Here is a 20,311-nt window from a genome sequence, read left to right on the forward strand (position 1 = left end):
GTCCGAGGATCCTGCCCGCCCGCCGGAGATGGACGCGAGATCGCTATCCTTGGCCCCCTCGTGACTGAATCGAATCGACAAGAGGCCCCGAAGGCAGTCTGCCTGGTTTCCGGGGGGATGGACTCGGCGGTGGTGCTGGCAGAGGCCCTGGCGCGGGGATTCACCGCGTACGCCCTGAGCTTTCGCTACGGCCAGCGACACGGGATCGAGCTGCTCGCGGCGGATCGAGTCGCGAAGGCTCTGGGGGCGGCGGATCACCGCACCGTGACGGTGGATCTGTCGGCCCTCGGCGGCTCCGCTCTGACCGACGACATCGACGTCCCGAAGGACCGCTCCGGCGAGTCCATCGGCCACGGCGTCCCCGCCACCTACGTGCCCGCGCGGAACACGATCTTCCTCAGCATCGCGCTGGGCTGGGCCGAGGTGCTGGGCGCGACCGACCTGTTCGTCGGCGTCAATGCCGTGGACTACTCGGGCTATCCGGACTGCCGCCCCGACTTCATCGCCGCCTTCGAGGCGCTCGCCGATCTGGCGACGGCCGCAGGCGCGGAGGGCGGCGCGAAGTTCCGCGTGCACGCCCCCTTGATGGAACTCTCGAAGGCGGGCATCGTCCGGCGCGCCGCGGAACTCGGCGTGGATCTCGGGATCACGCACACCTGCTACGACCCCGTCGTGCGGGACGGTGAAGCCATCGCCTGCGGCCGCTGCGACGCCTGCATCCTGCGGCTCGCGGGCTTTGCGGAGGCGGGCGTTCCCGACCCTGTTCCTTACGCCACCGGAGCGGCGCGACCATGACGGACCCGGCGCCAGAACCGGACCCGAGTTCCGCTCCCGCGAGCGCGCTGGAAGGCGTGGCTGCCGGGGGGTCGGCGCTGGAGCGAGCGGCTCGAACCTGCCAGCGCGCCGTCGGCGCGGGCTTCCACTGGAAAGAAGCCCGCGGCGCGCTCGGCAAGCTCGAGGAGGAGGTCGAGGAGCTCAAGGAGGTCCTTCCGACCGATATCCTGAAGGGCGCCATGACGGGGAGTCCGAATCCGATCCCGCCCGGCAGGGCGCGCGATCGGATCGAGGACGAACTCGGCGACGTCCTCATGGCCGCAGCCTTCGTGGGCGGCTACCTCGGCCTCGATCCCGAGGCCCTCTGCCACCGCGCGCTGGACCGATTCCACGCGCGCTTCCGAATCATGGAGGAGGACCTCGGCGGGTCGTTCTCCGACGCCACGATGGACGAGATGCTGGTCGCGTGGACGCGGGCCAAGCGCCTCCTCGACGGCGACGCCCCAGCCCACCGAGAGGCTTGACGCCCATGACGAATCTGCTCCAGGTCCACGACCTCTACAAGATCCACGCCGGTTCCGGCGAGGATCAGCCCGTCCTGCGCGGCGTGACGTTCGATGTGGCCGAGGGAGACTTCGTCTGCATCATGGGGCCCTCGGGTTCCGGCAAGACGACGCTGCTGCACCTGCTCTCCGGGCTCGATGAACCATCCGCTGGCTCGGTGATCCTCGCTGGCAAGGACCTCGCGAAGGCGAAGGAAGAGGAGCGGACGCGCCAGCGACGCGACCAGGTCGGCTACGTCTTCCAGTTCTTCCACCTCATGCCGAACCTGTCGGTGATGGAGAACATCGGGCTGCCGCTCGCGATCGCAGGGCAGAATCCTGACCGGGACGCAGCCCGCATCCGCGAACTCGGCAAGAAGCTCGGGATCGAGGATCGCCTCGGCGCCTTTCCCCACGAACTCTCCGGCGGTGAGATGCAGCGCGCTTCGATCGCGCGCGCGCTGATCGGCGGCCAGCCGCTGCTCCTCTGCGACGAGCCCACGGGCAACCTCGCCCAGGCGGCGGGCCGCGAGGTGATGGAGGAACTCCAGCGAGCGAATCGCGAGGAGGGCCGGACCGTCGTGCTCGTGACCCACAATCCGAGGGACGCGGCGTTCGCGCACCGCGTGCTCTTCCTCGTCGACGGCGAACTCTCGGGTGATACGCTGGAAGGCGACGCGGTCAGCGAGACCGCGGTGGTGGCCGCCCTCCAGCGCCTCTCGATCTGATCATGGGACTCAGCCTCATGATCGCCCGGCGCAGCCTGCTGCAGCGCCCGGGCCGGACCTTCTTCTCGATCCTGGGCGTCGCCCTCGGCGTGGCGACCGTCGTGGGCGTCGTGACGCTCGATCACGCGACGATCGAGGGCTACGCGCGTCCCCGGCAGGCCCAGGACCGGCCCGACATCGAGCTGACGGCGGCGCGCGGCGAGACCGCGACCTCGGATCTGCTGGAGGGCCTGGAGGGAATCTCGGCAGCCTCCAAGTTCTTCCAGAACGAGGTGATGGTCGGGATCGAGGGCGATGCCACCGTCCCCGCTGGCCGAGGTGGCGCCGCCGCGGGCGGAGCCTCACCCCGGGCCCAGCTCCTCGCCATCGAAGCGCGCTACGCCGCGTCGTTCGGACAGTTCGGGCTCGCGGCGGGCGCCGACCTGTCCCCGGACGCCACCGAGAACGAGGTGCTCATCGGGCCGTATCTCGTGGAGGAGTTCGGCCTCGATCTCGGCGACGAGATCTTCCTTTCGCGCCCCGTGCGCGCTGCGCGTCAGCGCTGCGAGGACGGCCAGCTCGTCGCCGTGCCGAGGGGCGAGACCGACCGGCCCAACGTGCTTCCGTTCCGCGTGGTCGGCATCCTGACGCGCGAGGGAACGGGCAGGGCCGCGGGCGGCAACGTGGCCGTCGTGGACTACGAGGTCGGGCGCGAACTCTATCGCGGCGTCGAGATTCAACCTCGCTTCTGGGCGGTGAAGGACCCCGGCGTGGATCTCGAAAGGCTCCAGCGCTCGCTGGGCGCGACGTACTCCTATGCGCTGAACCGCGGCATCGTCGTGGGGCAGGCCGCGGACGAGCGCGCGTTCCGCACGGGGGTACGGATGCTGGGTCTGCTCGCGCTGGTCCTCGGCCTGTACGTCATCTTTCATACGCTTTCGATGTCGCTCACCGAGCGCGTTCTGGAGGTGGGCACCCTCCACGCGCTCGGCGCGACGCGCGGCCAGATCGGGCGCGTCTTCTTCACCGAGGCGGTGCTGCTCGCGGGCGCAGGGGCCCTCGTCGGCGTGCTCTTCGGCGTGCTGCTGGCCTTCGTCGCGGTCAAGTTCGGCATCACGACGCTCGGCGTCGGGAAGTACGTCCAGGGCTTCGTCGTTCCGTGGGGGCTCGTGGGCACGCTGGCGCTCCTCGGTTTTCTCGTGGCGCTCGTGGGATCGGTGTACCCGCTGGTCGCGATCGGTGGCGCGAACACGCTCAGCGCCCTTCGCGGGGACGACGCGCTGCGCCAGAACAAGAAGGCGACCCGCCGGTTCCATCTGATCTACGCCGGACTCCTGGCCGTGCTGGTCCCGGGGCTTTACCTCGTGCTGGTCCCCGTCGTGGGGGAGATGACCGGGGAGCTCGTGACCGTGCTGCTGGGTGTGGTCGGGCTGCTGACGCTCGTCGTCGTGCTGTCACTCGTGCTGCCCGTGGCGCTCTCGGCGCTCTGCGCGGCGATCGTTCGGCCGCTGACCTCGTTCTATCCGCTGGCGGGTCGGCTGGCGACCCGCGCCATGCAGGACGCGCCCGCGCGTGTGGGCGTCTCAGCCTGCGCACTGGGCCTCGTGGCCGCCGGCTTCGTCGGCCTCCACGGGATGACGGCGAGCCTCTCCGCCGAGGTCACGAACTGGGCGGAGGAAGCCGTCGACGACAAGGTCTGGGCACGGAACCTTCCCCCGACGAACTACGAGGAGCTCAGCGCGCGGCTGGCCGAATTCCCGGGTGTCGTCGGCGTGGAGAAGGCGTCTGCTCGCCAGTTCGCGCCGTTCCTCGTGATCGGCATGTCCTCGTCGACGATGGGAAGCTACGGGGTCTTCGCGGAGGAGGCCGCGCTCGCGGATCGCTTCGAAACCGAGCGCACCATCATCCTGTCGCGGCGCCTCGCCCGGGACCTCGACTACGCGATCGGCGATTCCGTCCAGATGAAGAGCCACAACGGCGTCGTCCTCGGCTTCGAGGTCCTCGCGATCTCCGACGCGTACGGGTTCTGGCCGAGCCCGGACGAACGCATGTACGGCGTGATCAGCGACCACTGGATGCGCCAGGACTTCTGCCTCGCGAGCGACGTCGTAACCGAGGTCTGCGTGCGCTTCGACGACTCTGCGCCGATGACGGATGCGGGGCATCTCGGGGTGCTGAAGGCGGCGCTCCGCGACGTCTTCCCCGAGGCCGACGACGTCCAGTACCGGATCGGCGAGGAGATTCGCGACTACGCCCTGAAGGACATCGGTCGGGACTTCTTCGTCTTCGACCTGCTGCTGCTCCTGATGGCCGGGCTCGCTTCGCTCGGCGTCCTGAACGGCCAGCTGCTCGCGACGCTGGAGCGTTCCCGCGAACTCGGTGTGCTGAAGGCGCTGGGCGCCGACCGTGGCCAGGTCGGGGGCGCTATGCTCCTGGAGGCCATCGTGGTCGGCGTGGCGGGCGGAGGGCTCGGGGTTCTGCTCGGGCTGGCCGCCACCCCGTTCGTCGTGGACGCGCTCGATACGATCGCGGGGCTCAGCCTGCCGAAGGCCTCGGCGGGCTGGTGGATCCCGATGTCGTTCGCGGGCGCCGTGTTCGTATCCGCTGTCGCGTCGCTCTATCCGATCCGTCGAGCCCGTGAGTTCGACGCCGTGCGCGCCGTTCGAACGAAGTGAAGCAGGCTTCCTGATTCTCTCCCCCCCCAACCGTGCTGCCGACCGCGCCGCCCACCATGCTGCAAAGACTCCTTCCAGGCGTTCTCCTACTTGTCGCGGCGGCCCCGGGCTGCGGCGTTCTTGCGCTGGCGCCCGATGCCCCTGCCTCGACCTTCCGGAGCGACTGGCACGAACTCCAGGATCGCACCTGGATCGGCGAGAAGCACTGGGCCAACCGCCTTCAGGACTGGCGAGTCGCCGAGGGAACGCTGGAGTGCGTCGAGGCGCGGCCCGCGTTCGGCATGCGCACGCTGCATCTTCTGACCCACAGGCTCGTCGATGGAAAGGAGGGGTCGTTCCGGTCGAGGGTCCAGGTCGACGCCGTGGACGGGAGCCGGGCTGGAAGCGCTGCGGGGTTCCTCGTCGGCGCGGGCGGCGAGCACGTGGACTACCGGCTGACGTCCCAGGTGCACGGGACCTCGGCCGAGGACGGCGGGTTCCTCGCGCTCCTGGACGGCGACGGAAAGGTGTTCTTCGCCGACTTCGAGCAGCCCATCGAAGCCGGCGGGGGGAATCAGTGGGTGATGCAAACGAACCGCGAGCTGGTCGACTTCGGCCGGCCTGCGACCGGCGTCACGTTCACGGGTGACGGATTCGGCGCAGCGGGTCCCGTGCCGGTGGAGCTGGAGCTCGTCGGTGCTTCGTTCGACGGACGGCGCACGTTCATCCTGACGGCGCGCGAGGCCCGCAACGGCGGGGAAGTGCTCTCGACGGCGAGCTGGGAAGATGTGCCGGTTTCCGCCTTCGACGGCGCCGTCGCGCTCGTTTCGCACCGCGGCCCCGAGGGGGCGGATCGAGGCTATCGCTTCGCGGAGTGGACCCTCGCGGGCGAGCTGGTGGCGAGCGCTCCCGAGCGCGCGTTCGGGCCGATTCTGTTCGTGCACTACACGGTCGATGTCGACGCGGACGTCGAGCCGGAGACGAGCGGTCGACTCGGGCTGACCGCGCAGGCGGGGCCCCTCGGGGTCGAGGACGCACGCACCGCGACGCTCGAACTGGCGGAGGGGAGCGGTCGCTTCCGCGAGGTGGCCGAGGCGAAGTTCGTGCCCGATAGCGCGACGTTCCATTTCGTGGTGGAGGGGCTCGACCCCGGTCGCGAGCATCGGTTCCGCGTTCGCTACGCTCCCGTCGACGAGGACGGCGACGAGATCGCGAAGCGCGTCTCGTACTACGAGGGCGTCATCGCCGCAGAGCCCGACAGCGAGGAGCTCACGATCGCTTCGCTCAGCTGCCAGAAGTCCTTCACCGGCGGTCTGCGCTGGAACGAGAGCGGGCTGTGGTTCCCGCACACGGAGGTGCGTGACCACGTGGCCGCGCACGGGCCGCACCTGCTCTACTTCGCCGGCGACCAGATCTACGAGGGAGACCTCACGGCGCCGGCTCGCGGGTCGAACGTGCCGCTGGAGACGTCGATCCACGACTACCTGCACAAGTGGTATCGCCACGGCTGGTCGTTCGGCGACCTGACCCGTCGGTTGCCCACGGTGGTCGTCACGGACGATCACGACGTCTTCCACGGCAACATCTGGGGCAATGCAGGCGTGCGGATGAAGGGTCCTGAGGGCACCAGCGCCCAGGACAGCGGCGGCTACGTGATGTCACCTGCCTTCGTGAACGCCGTCCACCGGACGCAGGTGGCGCACCTACCGCCGACCAGGGATTCGATCGGGACGCTGGCGAACGGCATCACGACGTACCACACGGAGCTGACGTGGGGCGGTGGGAGCTTCGCGATCCTGAACGATCGAATGTACAAGTCGCCGCCCGCGATCCTCGTGCCGGAAGGAAAGGTCAAGAACGGCTGGTTCCAGGCCGAGGGCTTCGATCCAGCGAAGCGGGCGGACGTGCCGGGCGCGGTGCTGCTCGGTCAGGGCCAGGAGGACTTCCTCGCCGAGTGGGCCAGCGACCGGAGCGGCGCCTGGTTCAAGGCGTGCCTGTCCCAGACGCCTCTGGCGAACGTGGCGACGCTGCCCGCGGGCGCCAGCGGTGGCAGCGTGATCCCGAGTCTCGCCGTGCCGCTGCCGGGAGAGTACGTCGAGGGGGACGAGCGCGCGGCCGACACGGATTCGAACGGCTGGCCGCAGACGCCGCGGAACCGAGCGGTGGCGCTGCTGCGCCGTGCGAGCGCGTTTCACCTGACGGGCGATCAGCACCTCGGGTCGACGCTCAGGTACGGCGTCGACGACTTCGACGACGCGGGCTTCGTGCTGTCGTCGCCCGCGGTGGCGAATACGTGGCCGCGGCGCTGGTTCCCCGACCCGTCCGAGCGACAGGCCGGGCCGCCGATCGCGACCGACGCGCCGGACTACACGGGTCGGTACTTCGACGGCTTCGGCAATCGCATGACCGTCCTCGCCGTGGCGAATCCCCGGGCGAACGGCGTCGAGCCGGAGCGGTTGCACGGTCGTGCTCCTGGCTATGGCATCGTGCGCGTGACGCGCGACTCCGAAGCCGCTGGCGGTGGTCGAGTGACCTTCGAGGCGTGGCCGCGTCACGTCGACCCGAAGGCGGAAGGGGCGGCGCCCTTCGAGGGCTGGCCGGTGCGATTCTCGCTGGGAGACGGGGGCGAACGCCGAGCGTCCCCGGAGCGTCGCTGAAATTCCCTGCGCAAAAAAAGGAACGCGGGCTAGACATGGCTGGCGGACGTTGTATTCTTCCGCCCACAACCGCGGGGATGTAGCTCAATTGGTTAGAGTGCCGGCCTGTCACGCCGGAGGTTGCGGGTTCAAGTCCCGTCATCCTCGCCATCCCGCTCGCCCGAAAGACTTCTTCGGAAGCCGCTTTCGAGGCTCGAGCGCTCTGGCGAGCCCCGCAGGTGCTTCAGACCCGCAGCAGGTGCTTCAGACCCGCAGCAGGTGCTTCAGACCCGCAGCAGGTGCTTCAGACCCGCAGCAGGTGCTTCGGACCCGCGGGCGTCTTGGACCCGCAGGTCGCTCGACCTCGGAAGACGGGTCGTCGCCCGCGCCGTGGCCATGTCGGTTGATTCAAGGCCCCCGGGGTCTCTATGGTGATCCCAATGGACGTACGCATCGAAGAGCTCCCACCGCCGATCCTCGTGGAGAGCCAAGAGGACTTCGAAGATCTGCTGGACGTCCTCGAGCAGGAAGACGAGATCGCCGTCGACACCGAGGCGGACTCCTTCTACAGCTTTCGCGACAAGGTCTGCTTGCTGCAGATCACGGCGCGCGGGCAGGACTGGCTCGTCGATCCGCTCGGTGATCTCGATCTGGCGGATCTGGGACCGATCCTGGCGGATCCGAGCAAGACGAAGGTCTTCCACGACGCCGAATACGACGTTCTGATTCTCGGTCGAGAGTTCGGCTTCCGCTTTGCGGGCCTCTTCGATACGCGGGTGGCGGCGGCCGTGCTCGGGAGCGCGGCCCCTGGACTTGCCTCGGTCTTGAGTGATCGCTTCGGTGTCCAGCTCGACAAGTCCCAGCAGCGATCCAACTGGGCGAAGCGTCCGCTCACGCCGAAGCAGATCGCCTACGCTCGACTCGATACCCGGTTCCTTCTTCCGTTGATGCACGAGCAGAAAGAGGAGCTCGCGCGGCAGGGGCGGTCCATGATCGTCGAGACCGAGTGCCGTCGACTGGAGGCCCTGGAGCCCCCGCCCCTCGAGTCCCATCCGAACGACTTCGTGAAGATCAAGGGCGCCCGCGCGCTCGATCCCAAGGGGGTCAGCGCGCTCAAGGAGCTGTATGCCGTGCGACAGAAGCTGGCGGAGCGCTACGATCTTCCGCCGTTCCGGATCCTCGGCAACAAGCCGATGCTGGACGTGGCGCGCAAGCGTCCGCGGAACGAGGCCGAACTCCTTCGCATCGAGGGCATCACGCCGAAGGTGCTCGGGCGTCTCGGCAATCGCGTGCAGCGAGCGCTGGACCGAGCGGCGCGCAAGGGTCCGATCGCCAGGCTTCCGATGTCGCCCAAGCGCGCGGGAGAGGGGCAGCTCGACGAGATCCAGTCCGAACTCCACGATCGCCTCAAGACGCTTCGGAAGGAGGCATCGGAGCGAATGGGCATCGAGTCGGCCTACCTGCTGAATCGGCACCTGCTGCAAAAGCTGGCGGAGGATCGTCCGGCCAGCGCGGAGTCCCTCCGCTCGGTCGACGGCATCGAGCCGTGGCAACTGGAGGCCTTCGGCGACGACATCGTGGCGACGGTGACGCGCTTCGAGCGCGATGTCGCAGCGGGGACGGTGCCGTCCGCACCTTCGCGACGTCGGAGGTAGGGCACCCGCAGGGTTAGCTGCAGCGGCAGTGGCAGCGCACCTGCTAACGGGCCACCGGGAAAGGGCCACCGGGAAAGGGCCACCGCCGAAGGTGAAGGATGGTGGAGACGAGGGGGTTCGAACCCCTGACCTTTGCATTGCGAACGCAACGCTCTACCAACTGAGCTACGTCCCCACACATGGCGCCCTCTGGCGCCGCGCGGGATGATAAGGAGCCGGGCGGCGTTGCCACAGATGGAAGAGCGGCTTTTTTTGGGACCGTGGAGTTCGCGTCCCCTGGCGACCGACTGAACCCGATCGGGGTAGTCTTCCCCCATGAAGTCCTTCCGGCCACGCCGAATTCCTGGCCAGAGCAGGGTGAGCGGGGTGAGCAGGGCCATCAGGGCGGTCGCGCGGCTCGTCCTGCTCGTGCCGATCTGGGGCGGCGCGCTTTTCGCGCTCGGCGCGGCCGCAGCGGCCTCGCCAGGGCAGGTTTCCATCCTTCCGGACGAGATCGTCCACGACTGGCGTCCGGCCTCGACCCTGCGCCTCGGTGAAACCATCGGGCTCTTGGGCCACGAACTCGGTCTGGCGCTGGACTCGGGCCACAAGCTGCAGTCCGGAGCGGACGTTCCCGGGGGAAGGCTGGCTCCGCTGCGTCTCAAGACCGACCTGGCCCTCGCCGTCCGGGCCAAACCGGGTCTGCGGCCCGTCCCGCTTCGCGTGGCGGCACCCTCGGATCTCGAGCCACTGGGAGGGGCGCCCCCGCTGCTCGGCCCGGGCGCGGAGTTCCTGTTCTGGGTCCCAGGCGATGCAGGGGGCGAATGGGCCTTTGCTCGCCTTCTCGACGTGGGATCGGATCACGTGCGCCTCGAACTCGTCGAATGCGTCCCGGGCTGCGAGGCCTTCGAGCGGGATCCGCTCGGACTGGAATTCGAGAAGACCGGCGCGCTGACCTGGATCGCGTCTGCCTCCCACACCCCCGAGGGGGTCCCCGTTCATCCGGCGTTCGCGATCGACCGACGCGCGCTGGGGGAGGCGAGCTGGACGCCGATGGCCGAGGTCGCCGCTCCTGACGCGGACGGGGTCTATCGCTGGCTCGGAGTCGAAGGCGCTGGGGGAAGCCGGCTCGAAACCGCCGCGGTCTTCGAGTACCGGGTCCAGCGCAAGGAGCCGACGCCCGCGCCGATCTCGACGCACGTCGGTGCCACGGCGCGCCATCTGCCGTTCCAAGAAGAAGCCACGACGGTGGCGCCCGGGTCGTCCGTACACCTCGTCTCCGGCCTGACCGTCGAATCGGGACGACCTGCGCACGTCGAGGTGGGGCGGGCGTCGCCGGGCGCGATCGTTCTGACGCCTGCCCCGGGGGTGCGCTTCTCCAGCGTGGCCTTCGCGGCTGCGAAGACCGAAGCCAAGGGCGAAGTCGATGCCGGCAGCTGGCGTCTGCCCGATCGGGCGGATGCGAGCTGGCTTTCGGGTAAGCCCGTGGCGCTTCGCGACGGAGGCGAAGTGGCGTTTTTGCTGGAGAGCGGCCTTCGCGGCCGTATCTCGGTGACCGAGATCGGGTCCGAGCGCTGGCTCTTTGGACGGGAACTCAGCGTCGACGACACGGGTCTTCTCCCGCGTCCACCCGCGCCGCCCCTGAAGACCGTCGTGGAGCCCGCGGCCGACCCTGAAGTCGGTCGACTGATCTTCTCCCTGGCCGCGCCGTCGCGGGCGACGGAGGTCGCGTCCTCCGACGTCTCCTTCGTTCTGGAGCGGGAGTATCCCCTCGGGTCGGGGGACTGGCAGGTGCTGGCGATGACCGGGCCCGGAAGCTCCGTTTTGGATGTGCCGCGGGCTTTCCGTTCGGACGACGGAACGCGGCTTCCTTTGCTTCGACTTCGGTTTCGCCATCGGGTCTCGTTCGGTCCCGACTCGATCCCCGGGGACTCCTTCGGGGTGCTCTCCTCGGGGAGCGATTCGAGGCTGCGTGACGCCGACCTTCAGGCGGCGATCGCGGCCATCGCTTCGGACTCCTTCGTGGAGCGTCTCGAAGCGCGCGCCGTCATCGAGGCGATCGGCGACGACGCGCGTGGAGCTCTCGAGGCCGTCGCTGCGACTTCGGGTGGCTCGCCCGAAGGGCTCGCGGCCATGGAAATCCTGCGCGCATTCGACGAGCGAAGCGGGGGAGGAGCGCGGCTCGCGGCTCAGCTTCGGCGTCACGCCATCGAATCCCTGCGTTCGCGTGGGTTCCCGCCGGAGAGCGGGGAGGTCGACGCCTGGCTGGGAGAACTCCCCGATGGACTCGCTTCGGCGCGCGCCGACCGGCGGGCCCATGCGCTTCTTCTCCTGGCGGATCGCGCGGAGCGCGGCGCCGCGGCGTCGCGATCCGGTGGGGTCGCCACCGGACCTGTGGGCGATGACTGCGAGCGCGCGCTCGCGTGGGCAGATGCCGTGGCTCTGGTCGATCCCGACGAGGGAGTCCGATGGCTCGCGCGCTTCCTCGGGGAGATTGGCCTGACGCCTTCCATCGCCAGCTTCGAATCCGAAGGGCCCGCCTGGCTCCTCGCTCCCGAACGCCGTTCGTCGGCCGAGCGACTGGACTTCGGCTGGGGAGAACAGCCCGGTACGGCGGAGGAGCTTCGCTGGCAGCTGGAGGCGCGCCCCGAGCTGGCGAGTCTAGAGCTCGGCTTCGCGCTCTCGCGTCTGCACGCTTCGCTTCTGCGCCCGGCGTGGAATGGGCCGGAGGCGGACGGCCAGGCCGGCCGGGGCGACGTGTCCCACGACGCCTCGGCCGCGCTCTTCGACTACGACGCGAAGACGGCCGAGCTGGTCCTGCGGCTCGTGGAGCGGTCCCGTACCTCCTCGTCGGAGGAGGCGCTGTTGAAGGCGGCGGAGGTGCTCATCCCAGGCGAGCGTTTCACGCTCGATGCGTGGCGCTCGGTGACCGATCGCAGGCTCGCTTCACCGAGCGCCGTGGTGTCGGGTCGTGAACGCATCGCCCTCGGGAGCCTCGATCTCGGCGACGTGGCCGCAGCGCTTCTGGAGCTGGACGGTCACGTGGGCGTGGACATCGTGCTGGCGGAGGGCGACTGGTTCTTCGGGGAAGCCGGTGGCAGCGATCCCGGAGGCGTGCCCCGAGCAGGCGCTCCCGCGCTCGAGCTTCGGACGGATGGCGTTCGGCTGATGGCGGCCGACGGAGCCCGGGTTCGGCTGCACGCCGGCCTGCGAATCCACGCTCGCAACATCGTGCTGGAGAACCTGATCGTGGAACAGTCGGTCGGCCAGGCCATCACCGTTCTCGACGGCGGCCACGGGGTCGTCCTCGGAGGGGAACTCAGGGGCGTGGGGACGGTGATCCATCTCCAGAGCGGCGACCTCGAGATCTACGAGGCGAGCGTCACCTCGGCCGACCCGGCCAGTCCGCCCGCGACGTCGGCGCGGCTCATCCTGGATAGCCGGCTCCTTGCGCGGGCCACGCTCTTCGATTCCGGCTCGCTCTTCGTCTCCGGCGGTGCCGAGGCATGGCTGGATCGGTGCGTGCTCGACGCGGGCCCGCGAATGCTGGTGCAGTCCCAGGAGAACGGTCGGCTCTTCGTCCGGGAATCGCTCCTGCGAGGGGAGGGCTCGGGCCTCTTTCGGGTGAGTTCCGGGATCCTGGCGGGGACGGTGATCGATGTGCCGCGCGACCCGCTGGGGCGACTCCCGCAGAGCCTCCAGGACGGAGGGCTCCGGGTCAGCCCGCGATTCCTGCACCTCGTGCAGGAAGGGCAAGAGGTACCGCCCGACATGAAGCTCCAGGCCGAGCCCCTGGGCCGTTAGCCCAGTTGAGGTGAGCGCGGCGAGGGGAAGTTGGGTAAAATGCTGCCCCGAAATCCAGCCCAGGAACCTCGATCATGCAAGACACCTTCCAAGCCCGCGGCTCGTTCGAAGCGGCCGGCAAGAGCCACAAAATCGCTCGCCTGTCAGCACTGGAGAGCCAGGGACATCCCGTCTCCCAGCTGCCCTTCGCGCTCCGCGTTCTCCTCGAGAACCTCCTGCGCCACGAGGACGGCGTGACGGTCACCGCCAGCGACATCGAGGCCCTCGTGAAGTGGGACCCGAAGGCGGTGCCTTCGACGGAGATCGCGTTCCGCCCCGCCCGCGTGCTGATGCAGGATTTCACGGGCGTCCCCGCCGTCGTCGACCTCGCCGCCATGCGGGACGCGATGAAGGAACTCGGCGGTGATCCCTCGCGGATCAACCCGCTGCAGCCGGGCGAACTCGTGATCGACCACTCGGTTCAGGTCGACGCTTTCGGCGGACCGGACGCGGCGCGCAAGAACCTCGAGCTGGAGTTCGAACGCAACGGCGAGCGCTATGCGTTCCTCAAGTGGGGCCAGGGTGCCTTCAAGAACTTCAAGGTGGTCCCGCCGGAGACAGGGATCTGCCACCAGGTCAACCTCGAGTATCTCGCGCGCGTCGTGATGCAAGGCGACGACACGAATGGGGGCTACGCGTACCCCGATACGCTCGTCGGGACCGATTCGCACACGACGATGATCAACGGTCTCGGCGTTCTTGGCTGGGGCGTCGGCGGGATCGAGGCCGAGGCGGCCATGCTGGGTCAGCCGGTGTCGATGCTGATCCCCCAGGTCGTCGGTGTCAAGCTGACCGGGCAGCTTCCGGAGGGCGCGACCGCGACCGACCTCGTGCTCCGCGTCACCGAGATGCTGCGCGCCCACGGCGTCGTCGGCAAGTTCGTCGAGTTCGTCGGGCCGGGCCTCCAGCACCTGTCGCTGGCCGACCGCGCGACGATCGCGAACATGGCGCCCGAGTACGGCGCCACGTGCGGTCTCTTCCCGGTCGACGACGAGACGCTCAAGTACCTGCGCCTCTCCGGTCGCTCCGAGGAGCAGATCGATCTCGTCAAGGCGTACATGACCGAGCAGGGGATGTTCCACACCGCGGAGTCGGCCACGCCGAACTACACGGACCTCCTGGAACTCGACATGGGGGAGATCGAGCCGAGCCTCGCGGGGCCGAAGCGTCCCCAGGATCTCGTCAAGCTCAAGGATCTCGCGAAGCAGTTCCAGGACGACCGCAAGAGCATCCTGGAGGCCGCTGGCGCCAAGGATCACGATCACCGCGTCACGGTGACGAGCGGCGGAGAGACCTTCGAGCTGAAGAATGGCTCGGTCGTCATCGCGGCCATCACGTCCTGCACGAACACGTCGAACCCGTCGGTCATGGTCGCGGCGGGGCTCGTCGCCAAGAAGGCCGCCCTCAAGGGCCTGCGCACGAAGCCGTGGGTCAAGACGAGCCTCGCGCCCGGATCCAAGGTCGTTACCGATTACCTCGACAAGGGAGGCCTGACGCCGCACCTCAACGCGCTCGGCTTCGACGTCGTTGGCTACGGCTGCACGACCTGCATCGGCAACTCCGGCCCGCTCCCCGACGAGATCGTCGCGGCGATCGACGAGGGCAACCTCGTCGCTTCCTCGGTGCTCTCGGGCAACCGCAACTTCGAGGGCCGGGTCCACGCGAAGACGCGGGCCAACTATCTCGCATCGCCGCCGCTCGTCGTGGCCTACGCGCTGGCAGGTGACGTGAACATCGACCTGATCCATGAGCCGATCGGCAAGGCCGACGACGGCAGCGACGTGTTCCTCAAGGATATCTGGCCGACCAACGCCGAGATTCAGGAGATCGTGAGCAGCAACGTCACGCGCCAGATGTTCGCGGAGAGCTACGCGAACGTCTACGACGGCCCGCCCGCGTGGCAGAGCATCCACAGCCCGGCGACCGCGACGTTCGACTGGCAGGAAGACAGCTCCTACGTTCGTTTGCCACCGTACTTCGAGGGCATGGGCCCGAACCCCGGCGAGGTTCACGACATCGACGGAGCGCGCGTCCTCGGGCTCTTCGGCGACAACATCACGACCGACCACATCTCCCCGGCAGGATCGATTCCGGTCGACAGCCCGGCAGGCAAATACCTGATCTCCCTCGGCGTCGAGAAGAAGGACTTCAACTCCTTCGGTTCACGCCGCGGCAATCACGAGGTGATGATGCGCGGCACATTCGGGAACGTGCGCATCAAGAACCGGCTCGTGCCCGGTGTGGAAGGCGGCGTGACCGTGCACTTCCCGTCCTCCGAGCGCATGTCGATCTACGACGCGGCGATGAAGTACAAGGCGGACAACGTTCCGTCGATCGTCATCGGCGGCAAGGAGTACGGCATGGGATCGTCGCGTGACTGGGCCGCCAAGGGGCCGTCGCTCCAGGGGGTGCGCGCTGTCATCGTCGAGAGCTACGAGCGGATCCACCGTTCGAACCTCGTCGGGATGGGCATCCTGCCGCTGCAGTTCGAGGACGGCGTCGACGCCGACAGCCTCGGCCTCGACGGCTCGGAGTCGTACAGCATCCACGGCTTCGCGGAGCGCTTCCAGAAGGAAGCGACCCCGACCGGCGGAACCGTCGACGTCACGGCCACCGCGAAGGACGGCTCGGTCAAGAAGTTCCAGGCACTGATGCGGATCGACACGCCCGCGGAAGCCGAGTACTTCCGGCACGGCGGGATTCTCAACTACGTGCTGCGCCGCCTCGCGGCGATGAGCTGATCGTCCAGGCCCGCCACCTTGGAAAGAGGGGGCTCCATGGAAGAAGGCGCCGCTCCCCGAACGGGGGAGTGGCGCATTCTGCATGTGACCGATCCCGGCGAATCACCAGCACCCGTAGAAGCTGGACGCGTAGCCGAATCCCCAGTTGTTCCCAAAACCCGGTCCCCAGCCACCACGCCAGCCCGTGCCCCAGACGACCGATTGACGGGCGTTGTAGCGCTGGATCTGGTCCACACGTTCCATGGTCGCGCTGACCTCGACGGCGTCGCGGCCGACAGGGCGGCCTTCCAGGTCCAGCTCGAAGCGCAGATTCACGCCAGTCAGGAGCGGCGCGTCCAGGCTACCGTCCTGGGGGAAGGGATAGCGGACGAGGAGCGACTCGGTTCGCCCAGCCGGGATCTCGAGGACGCCCGCGGGTTCCGATCGGGCCGGGCCGAACTGGGCGAGGTCCGACCCCAGCAGAGTCGATCGCGCCGGGTCGAACCGGATGCCGTTCTCCGACTGGTTCTCGATGCGAATCCGGACGAGAAGCTCGGGGATCCCGCTGCTCCGTCCGCCCTCACGCTCCGCGCCGGGAATGCCCACGAGTACACGGGCCAGCGCTGGTTCATCATCGGACTGGGTGACCAGGACCTCCAGGGGGCTCGGGGTGAACTGGTAGCTCGTGCTCGTCGAGCGGCAACTTGTCGCGAGGAGCACCGTCGCCAACGCGAAGAGGGAGGTGGGGAAGAAGTTTCGCATGGGATTTTTTGATCGGGGCCTCCGAGAAGATAAGCCCTCGTTCCGTCCCACAAGGGGGAATTCGGCGTCCCATCGAGCCGATCCGGAGCTGAGCCAGGGAAACGCTTTCCGAGCGGTCTCGGAAATCTCCCTGCAGAGCGGGAAACGATGTGTGGGAGAGCTTTTACGTCGGCGGTGCGTGAGGCGCTGAATCCGTCGGGACTCGCACTATGTCTCAAACTCGCGAGTCTCGCGAGCCGACATAGAACGAGTCCAAGAGGCCCTTCTCCGGGCCCCACCCCAGGCACCTCCCGCGGTCCCAGCCGCGGGGCACCCACCCGGCCCATCTTCTATGTCGACCGCTCCACTCTTCGTCGCGCTCCAGAACCAGGATGTCCTCCAGCGACTCACCCAGGAACTCCAGGCTGTCGGCCGCGAGTACACGGTGGCGTCCAGCGGCAGGGAACTCCTCGAATCCATTCGCGGTGCCACGGACCTGATCGTCGACGCTCGCTGCGCACCCGAGGGGCAGGAGCCGGGGTCCTTCCTCGCTGCGCTCGCCTCCCGAGCCCGCGGCGGCAAGGTCCTGGCTCAATCTCAACCGGTCAGCGAGAGAGGCTATCTCACCGACGAGGCCCTGCTCGACCTTGGAGCCTCCGATGTGTTCAGCGTTGCGGCGAGCGCGCGCGTGGTCATCTCTCGGCTGGGATCGGCGCGGCCATCGACGGGGGGACCGCAGGCGGGGGTGGCGCTTCCGGAACTCGTGCTCGGACAGGAGAAACAGGCGCAGGTCTCGTCCGCGGGTGGGACCGAGGCATCGCAGGCCATGGACGGCGCGGATGGAGAAGCCGTCGAGTCCGCGATCGAGGCCACTCTGTCCGAGGATTGTCACCCGAGCGCGAAGCCCTCGGCCGAAGCGATCGAGGGTTTCACCGAGCGCGTGGCTGTCCGCCTGACGCGTGCGCGCGACCGGGAACGGACCGTCGCTGTGTTCTGTGCATCGGTGCGCGGCCTCAACGTCCCGAACCCGAAGCGGGAGATTCAGGGCGTCCTCGAAACGGTGCTGGAGGAACTCGACAGCACTCAGGAGATGTCGTACTCGGCCTCGCGCATCGCGGTTGCGGCGCTCGGCGACGACGTGTTTTCGCTTCTGGTGCCCGACATCGAGCGCGTTCAGGATGCGGCTCGACTCGCCGTTCGACTGCATGAAGCGCTGGCGCTCAAGGCCGGGGTCACCGCGCATATCGGCATCGCCTGCTCGCCCGACGATGGCACCGCCGCGGGTGAACTCATCCGGCGCGCCCAGGAAGCCGTGCTTCGCGCGCGACAGGCCGGCGAGAACCACATCGAGTTCTTCTCGGAGTCGATGAGCCGCTGGGCCTTCGAGCGCCTGACGCTGGAGCAGAGCCTGCGCGATGCGCTCCGCAACCGAGAACTCGTGGTCTACTACCAGCCCCGCATCGATATCGAGACGCGCAAGATCCTCGGCATGGAGGCGCTCGTTCGCTGGATCCATCCGCAGTTCGGCCTCGTTTCGCCCGGTCAGTTCATTCCACTCGCGGAGGAAACCGGCCTGATCGTACCGATCGGTGAGTGGATCCTTCGCGATGCGTGCCGCCAGAACGCCGCCTGGCGCGCCATGGGACTCCCGTCCATCCGCGTGTCGGTGAACCTGTCACCGGTGCAGTTCCGCAAGCCGAACCTGCACGAGTCCGTCTACGACGCGCTCGACGATGCAGGTCTCGATGCGGACGGCCTGGAGCTGGAGGTCACGGAGAGCCTGCTCATGAACGACCCGTCCGAAACGGCGGCGATCCTCGGCAAGCTCAAGTCGCGCGGGATTCATATCTCGATCGACGATTTCGGCACCGGCTACTCCTCGCTGTCGTACCTCAAGCGGTTCCCGATCAACGCGCTGAAGATCGACCGCTCCTTCATCACGGACGTGACGAGCAACCCGGATGACGCCGCGATCGCGACCGCCATCATTCTGATGGGCCACAGCCTCAAGCTCTCGGTCGTCGCCGAAGGCGTCGAGACCGAGAATCAGCTCGCGTTCCTGAAGGTGCTGCAGTGCAACGAGGTCCAGGGCTATCTCTTCAGCCCGCCGGTGCCCGCGGAGCGCGCCCAGGAGATGCTGGCCGAGCAGATCTTCGCCAGAGCGGCTGCGGCCTGAGGCGAGCGGAACGGAACCATCCCCTGGCCGTGACCGGCCTGGTAACCTCGACGCGATGAACCCGGATCATCCCGCCGACGTCGACGACGACTCCTCCTCCCCTGGGGCGGCTCCCGCGGCAGCCGGCGCGCTCGCAGCGACGGCGCCTCAGCGCCGCTTATCTCTCGACGTCATGCGCGGCGCCACGATCGCCGGCATGATCCTTGTGAACAATCCGGGCTCGTGGAGCCACATCTACGGGCCGTTGAAGCACGCTGCGTGGCACGGGTGGACGCCGACGGACCTCGTCTTCCCGTTCTTCCTGTTCATGGTCGGCGTGGCGATCCCGCTGGGGCTCGGCAAGCGCCTCGAAGCCGGGCACGGACCCGGGGCCGCCGTTCCGAAGGTACTGCGACGCGGCGTGCTGCTGTTCGCCCTCGGGATGATGCTCGCGGGCTTCCCGAAGTACGACCTCTCCACGATCCGAATCATGGGGGTGCTCCAGCGGATCTCGATCTGCTATGTGCTGGCCGCGCTGCTGTTTCTCTTCACGTCCGCGCGCACGATGGTCGTCGCCGCCGGGCTCTGCCTCGTGATCTACTGGCCGCTGGTGACGCTCGTGCCGGTGCCTGGCCTCGGTGAACCCAGCCTGGAGAGGGCGGGCCCGCACCTCGTGGGCTGGCTCGATCGCAAGGTGCTCGGAGCCCACGTCTGGCGCGGGGGGACCTACGATCCCGAAGGGCTGCTCTCCACGATCCCTGCGCTGGCGACGGCTTTGATGGGCGTGCTGGCGGGAATACGCCTTCGCGCCGTCGGATCCGAGGGAAGCCTCCTACGATCGTTCGTACCCGCGGGTCTCGCCATGGTCGCGGTCGGGCTGCTCTGGGATCGCTGGTTCCCGATCAACAAGCCGCTCTGGACGAGCTCCTACGCCGTTTTCACGGGTGGTCTTGCGCTGCTCTTCCTCTCGACGTGCAGCGCTCTCTTCGACGGCCCGCGTGGACGCGCGGTCGAGGCGATCGCGCGGCCATTCCGCGTCTACGGAGTCAATGCGCTCTTGGTCTTCGTCGGTAGCGGACTCCTGGCCCGCGTCGTCGGGCGACTCTGGACGCTCGACGACGGTCGGAGCGCGCAGAAGGCGCTGTTCGAAGGGCTGCAGTCAGGGCTCCACCTGACCCCGATCAACGCGTCACTCGGCTACGCCCTGATCTGGATCGGAGGCTGGTACCTCGTGCTCGAAGTGCTGTATCGTCGGCGGATCTTCCTGAGGGTTTGACGCAGCTCTGCGCCTGATGAGGAGCACCTCCGGGCGACCGGCCGCGCCGTCCCCTGCGTCTCGGATGTGATGGACTCGAACCCTGGGCGATGCCTGTTCCGCGGACCAGGCACGCAGGGTCGCCGCCTCTTCGGCGCCGCCCGGGTGACCCGTGTACAGCGCCATGCAAAGGAGGCCATCCGGCGCCAGCAGCTCGAGAGCGGCGGCCGCCGCGGCGCGCGAGGAACCGGCCCGCGTGGTGACGGCACGGCTCCCGCCCGGCAAGTAGCCGAGGTTGAACACCACGAGGGAGACGCGGCCTGCCCAGGAGGTCGGCGTGAGGTCCGCCAGGGTCGCGTGATCTCCCTCGATCACGCGTACGCGCCGCGCCAGATCGGGGTCTCCGGCGAGCCGTCGTCGCGTGGCCTCGACCGCGGACGCCTGAAGGTCGATCGCGAGCACCTCGCCGGACGCGCCCACGGCGCGCGCGAGAAACTCGGTGTCATGGCCGTTGCCCGCCGTCGCGTCGACCACGAGAGCGCCTTCCAGCGTCTCTTCCGCCATCCGTTCGTGGAGCAGCGCGACGACGTTGCGCTGGTCGAGCGCCTCTTCGGTCCAGTGGAGAACGCGAGCGGAGTCCATGGGAGCCG

Annotated in this window: 12 protein-coding genes and 2 tRNA genes; 11 read left to right on the forward strand and 3 right to left on the reverse strand. The window is 68.4% G+C overall.

Annotation, left to right across the window (positions count from 1 at the left end; all coding sequences use genetic code 11):
• The first annotated feature begins 60 nt into the window (after nt 1-60).
• The 7 genes from queC to Poly30_RS08295 all read left to right on the forward strand — a co-directional run bounded on the left by queC (nt 61) and on the right by Poly30_RS08295 (nt 8,968).
• On the forward strand, nt 61-795 hold the full coding sequence (queC, locus tag Poly30_RS08265) for a 7-cyano-7-deazaguanine synthase QueC (RefSeq protein ID WP_419191118.1): 735 nt from the start codon (nt 61-63) through the stop codon (nt 793-795).
• Complete coding sequence (locus tag Poly30_RS08270; protein WP_145196154.1) at nt 792-1,298, forward strand: nucleoside triphosphate pyrophosphohydrolase family protein; 507 nt, start codon at nt 792-794, stop codon at nt 1,296-1,298. Before queC ends, Poly30_RS08270 begins: the two co-directional genes overlap by 4 nt.
• A gap of 5 nt (nt 1,299-1,303) precedes the next feature.
• Nucleotides 1,304-2,044 carry an ABC transporter ATP-binding protein gene (locus Poly30_RS08275; protein WP_145196156.1) on the forward strand — a complete coding sequence of 247 codons (741 nt, stop codon included), beginning with the start codon at nt 1,304-1,306 and terminating at the stop codon, nt 2,042-2,044.
• A gap of 2 nt (nt 2,045-2,046) precedes the next feature.
• The gene (locus Poly30_RS08280) at nt 2,047-4,698 is read left to right on the forward strand and encodes an ABC transporter permease (RefSeq protein WP_145196158.1); all 2,652 of its coding nucleotides are present in this window, start codon (nt 2,047-2,049) and stop codon (nt 4,696-4,698) included.
• Nucleotides 4,699-4,754: 56 nt separating this feature from the next.
• Nucleotides 4,755-7,334, forward strand: coding sequence for an alkaline phosphatase D family protein (locus Poly30_RS08285; protein WP_145196160.1), 2,580 nt, complete (start codon nt 4,755-4,757; stop codon nt 7,332-7,334).
• A 73-nt stretch (nt 7,335-7,407) separates the two neighbouring features.
• A tRNA-Asp gene (locus Poly30_RS08290) sits at nt 7,408-7,484 on the forward strand.
• 269 nt (nt 7,485-7,753) lie between these two features.
• Nucleotides 7,754-8,968 carry a ribonuclease D gene (locus Poly30_RS08295; protein WP_419191119.1) on the forward strand — a complete coding sequence of 405 codons (1,215 nt, stop codon included), beginning with the start codon at nt 7,754-7,756 and terminating at the stop codon, nt 8,966-8,968.
• A 99-nt stretch (nt 8,969-9,067) separates the two neighbouring features.
• On the opposite strand, the gene Poly30_RS08300 is transcribed toward Poly30_RS08295, so the two are convergent.
• Nucleotides 9,068-9,143: transfer RNA gene (locus Poly30_RS08300), tRNA-Ala, on the reverse strand.
• Between the two features lie 191 nt (nt 9,144-9,334).
• On the opposite strand from Poly30_RS08300, the gene Poly30_RS08305 reads away from it, so the two are divergent.
• Entirely contained in the window at nt 9,335-12,751 is a 3,417-nt protein-coding gene (locus Poly30_RS08305) for a hypothetical protein (RefSeq protein ID WP_145196164.1), read from the forward strand.
• Nucleotides 12,752-12,825: 74 nt separating this feature from the next.
• On the forward strand, nt 12,826-15,531 hold the full coding sequence (gene acnA / locus Poly30_RS08310) for an aconitate hydratase AcnA (RefSeq protein ID WP_145196166.1): 2,706 nt from the start codon (nt 12,826-12,828) through the stop codon (nt 15,529-15,531).
• A gap of 102 nt (nt 15,532-15,633) precedes the next feature.
• On the opposite strand, the gene Poly30_RS08315 is transcribed toward acnA, so the two are convergent.
• Complete coding sequence (locus Poly30_RS08315) at nt 15,634-16,272, reverse strand: hypothetical protein (RefSeq protein WP_145196168.1); 639 nt, start codon at nt 16,270-16,272, stop codon at nt 15,634-15,636.
• 331 nt (nt 16,273-16,603) lie between these two features.
• Here Poly30_RS08315 and Poly30_RS08320 point away from each other — a divergent pair, with 331 nt between their 5' ends.
• Both Poly30_RS08320 and Poly30_RS08325 read left to right on the forward strand, forming a co-directional pair.
• Nucleotides 16,604-18,427 carry a putative bifunctional diguanylate cyclase/phosphodiesterase gene (locus tag Poly30_RS08320; RefSeq protein ID WP_145196170.1) on the forward strand — a complete coding sequence of 608 codons (1,824 nt, stop codon included), beginning with the start codon at nt 16,604-16,606 and terminating at the stop codon, nt 18,425-18,427.
• A 55-nt stretch (nt 18,428-18,482) separates the two neighbouring features.
• Nucleotides 18,483-19,682 (forward strand): acyltransferase family protein, encoded by a 1,200-nt coding sequence (locus tag Poly30_RS08325; protein ID WP_145196172.1) that lies wholly within the window; start codon nt 18,483-18,485, stop codon nt 19,680-19,682.
• Here the strand turns inward: Poly30_RS08325 and mnmM are convergent.
• Nucleotides 19,596-20,303, reverse strand: a complete 708-nt coding sequence (gene mnmM / locus Poly30_RS08330) for a tRNA 5-(aminomethyl)-2-thiouridylate-methyltransferase MnmM (RefSeq protein WP_145196173.1) — start codon at nt 20,301-20,303, stop codon at nt 19,596-19,598. The two genes, Poly30_RS08325 and mnmM, sit on opposite strands and share 87 nt — an antisense overlap.
• Nucleotides 20,304-20,311 lie beyond the last annotated feature (8 nt).

The sequence above is a fragment of the Saltatorellus ferox genome, from assembly GCA_007751475.1.
Classification (GTDB): domain Bacteria; phylum Planctomycetota; class UBA1135; order UBA1135.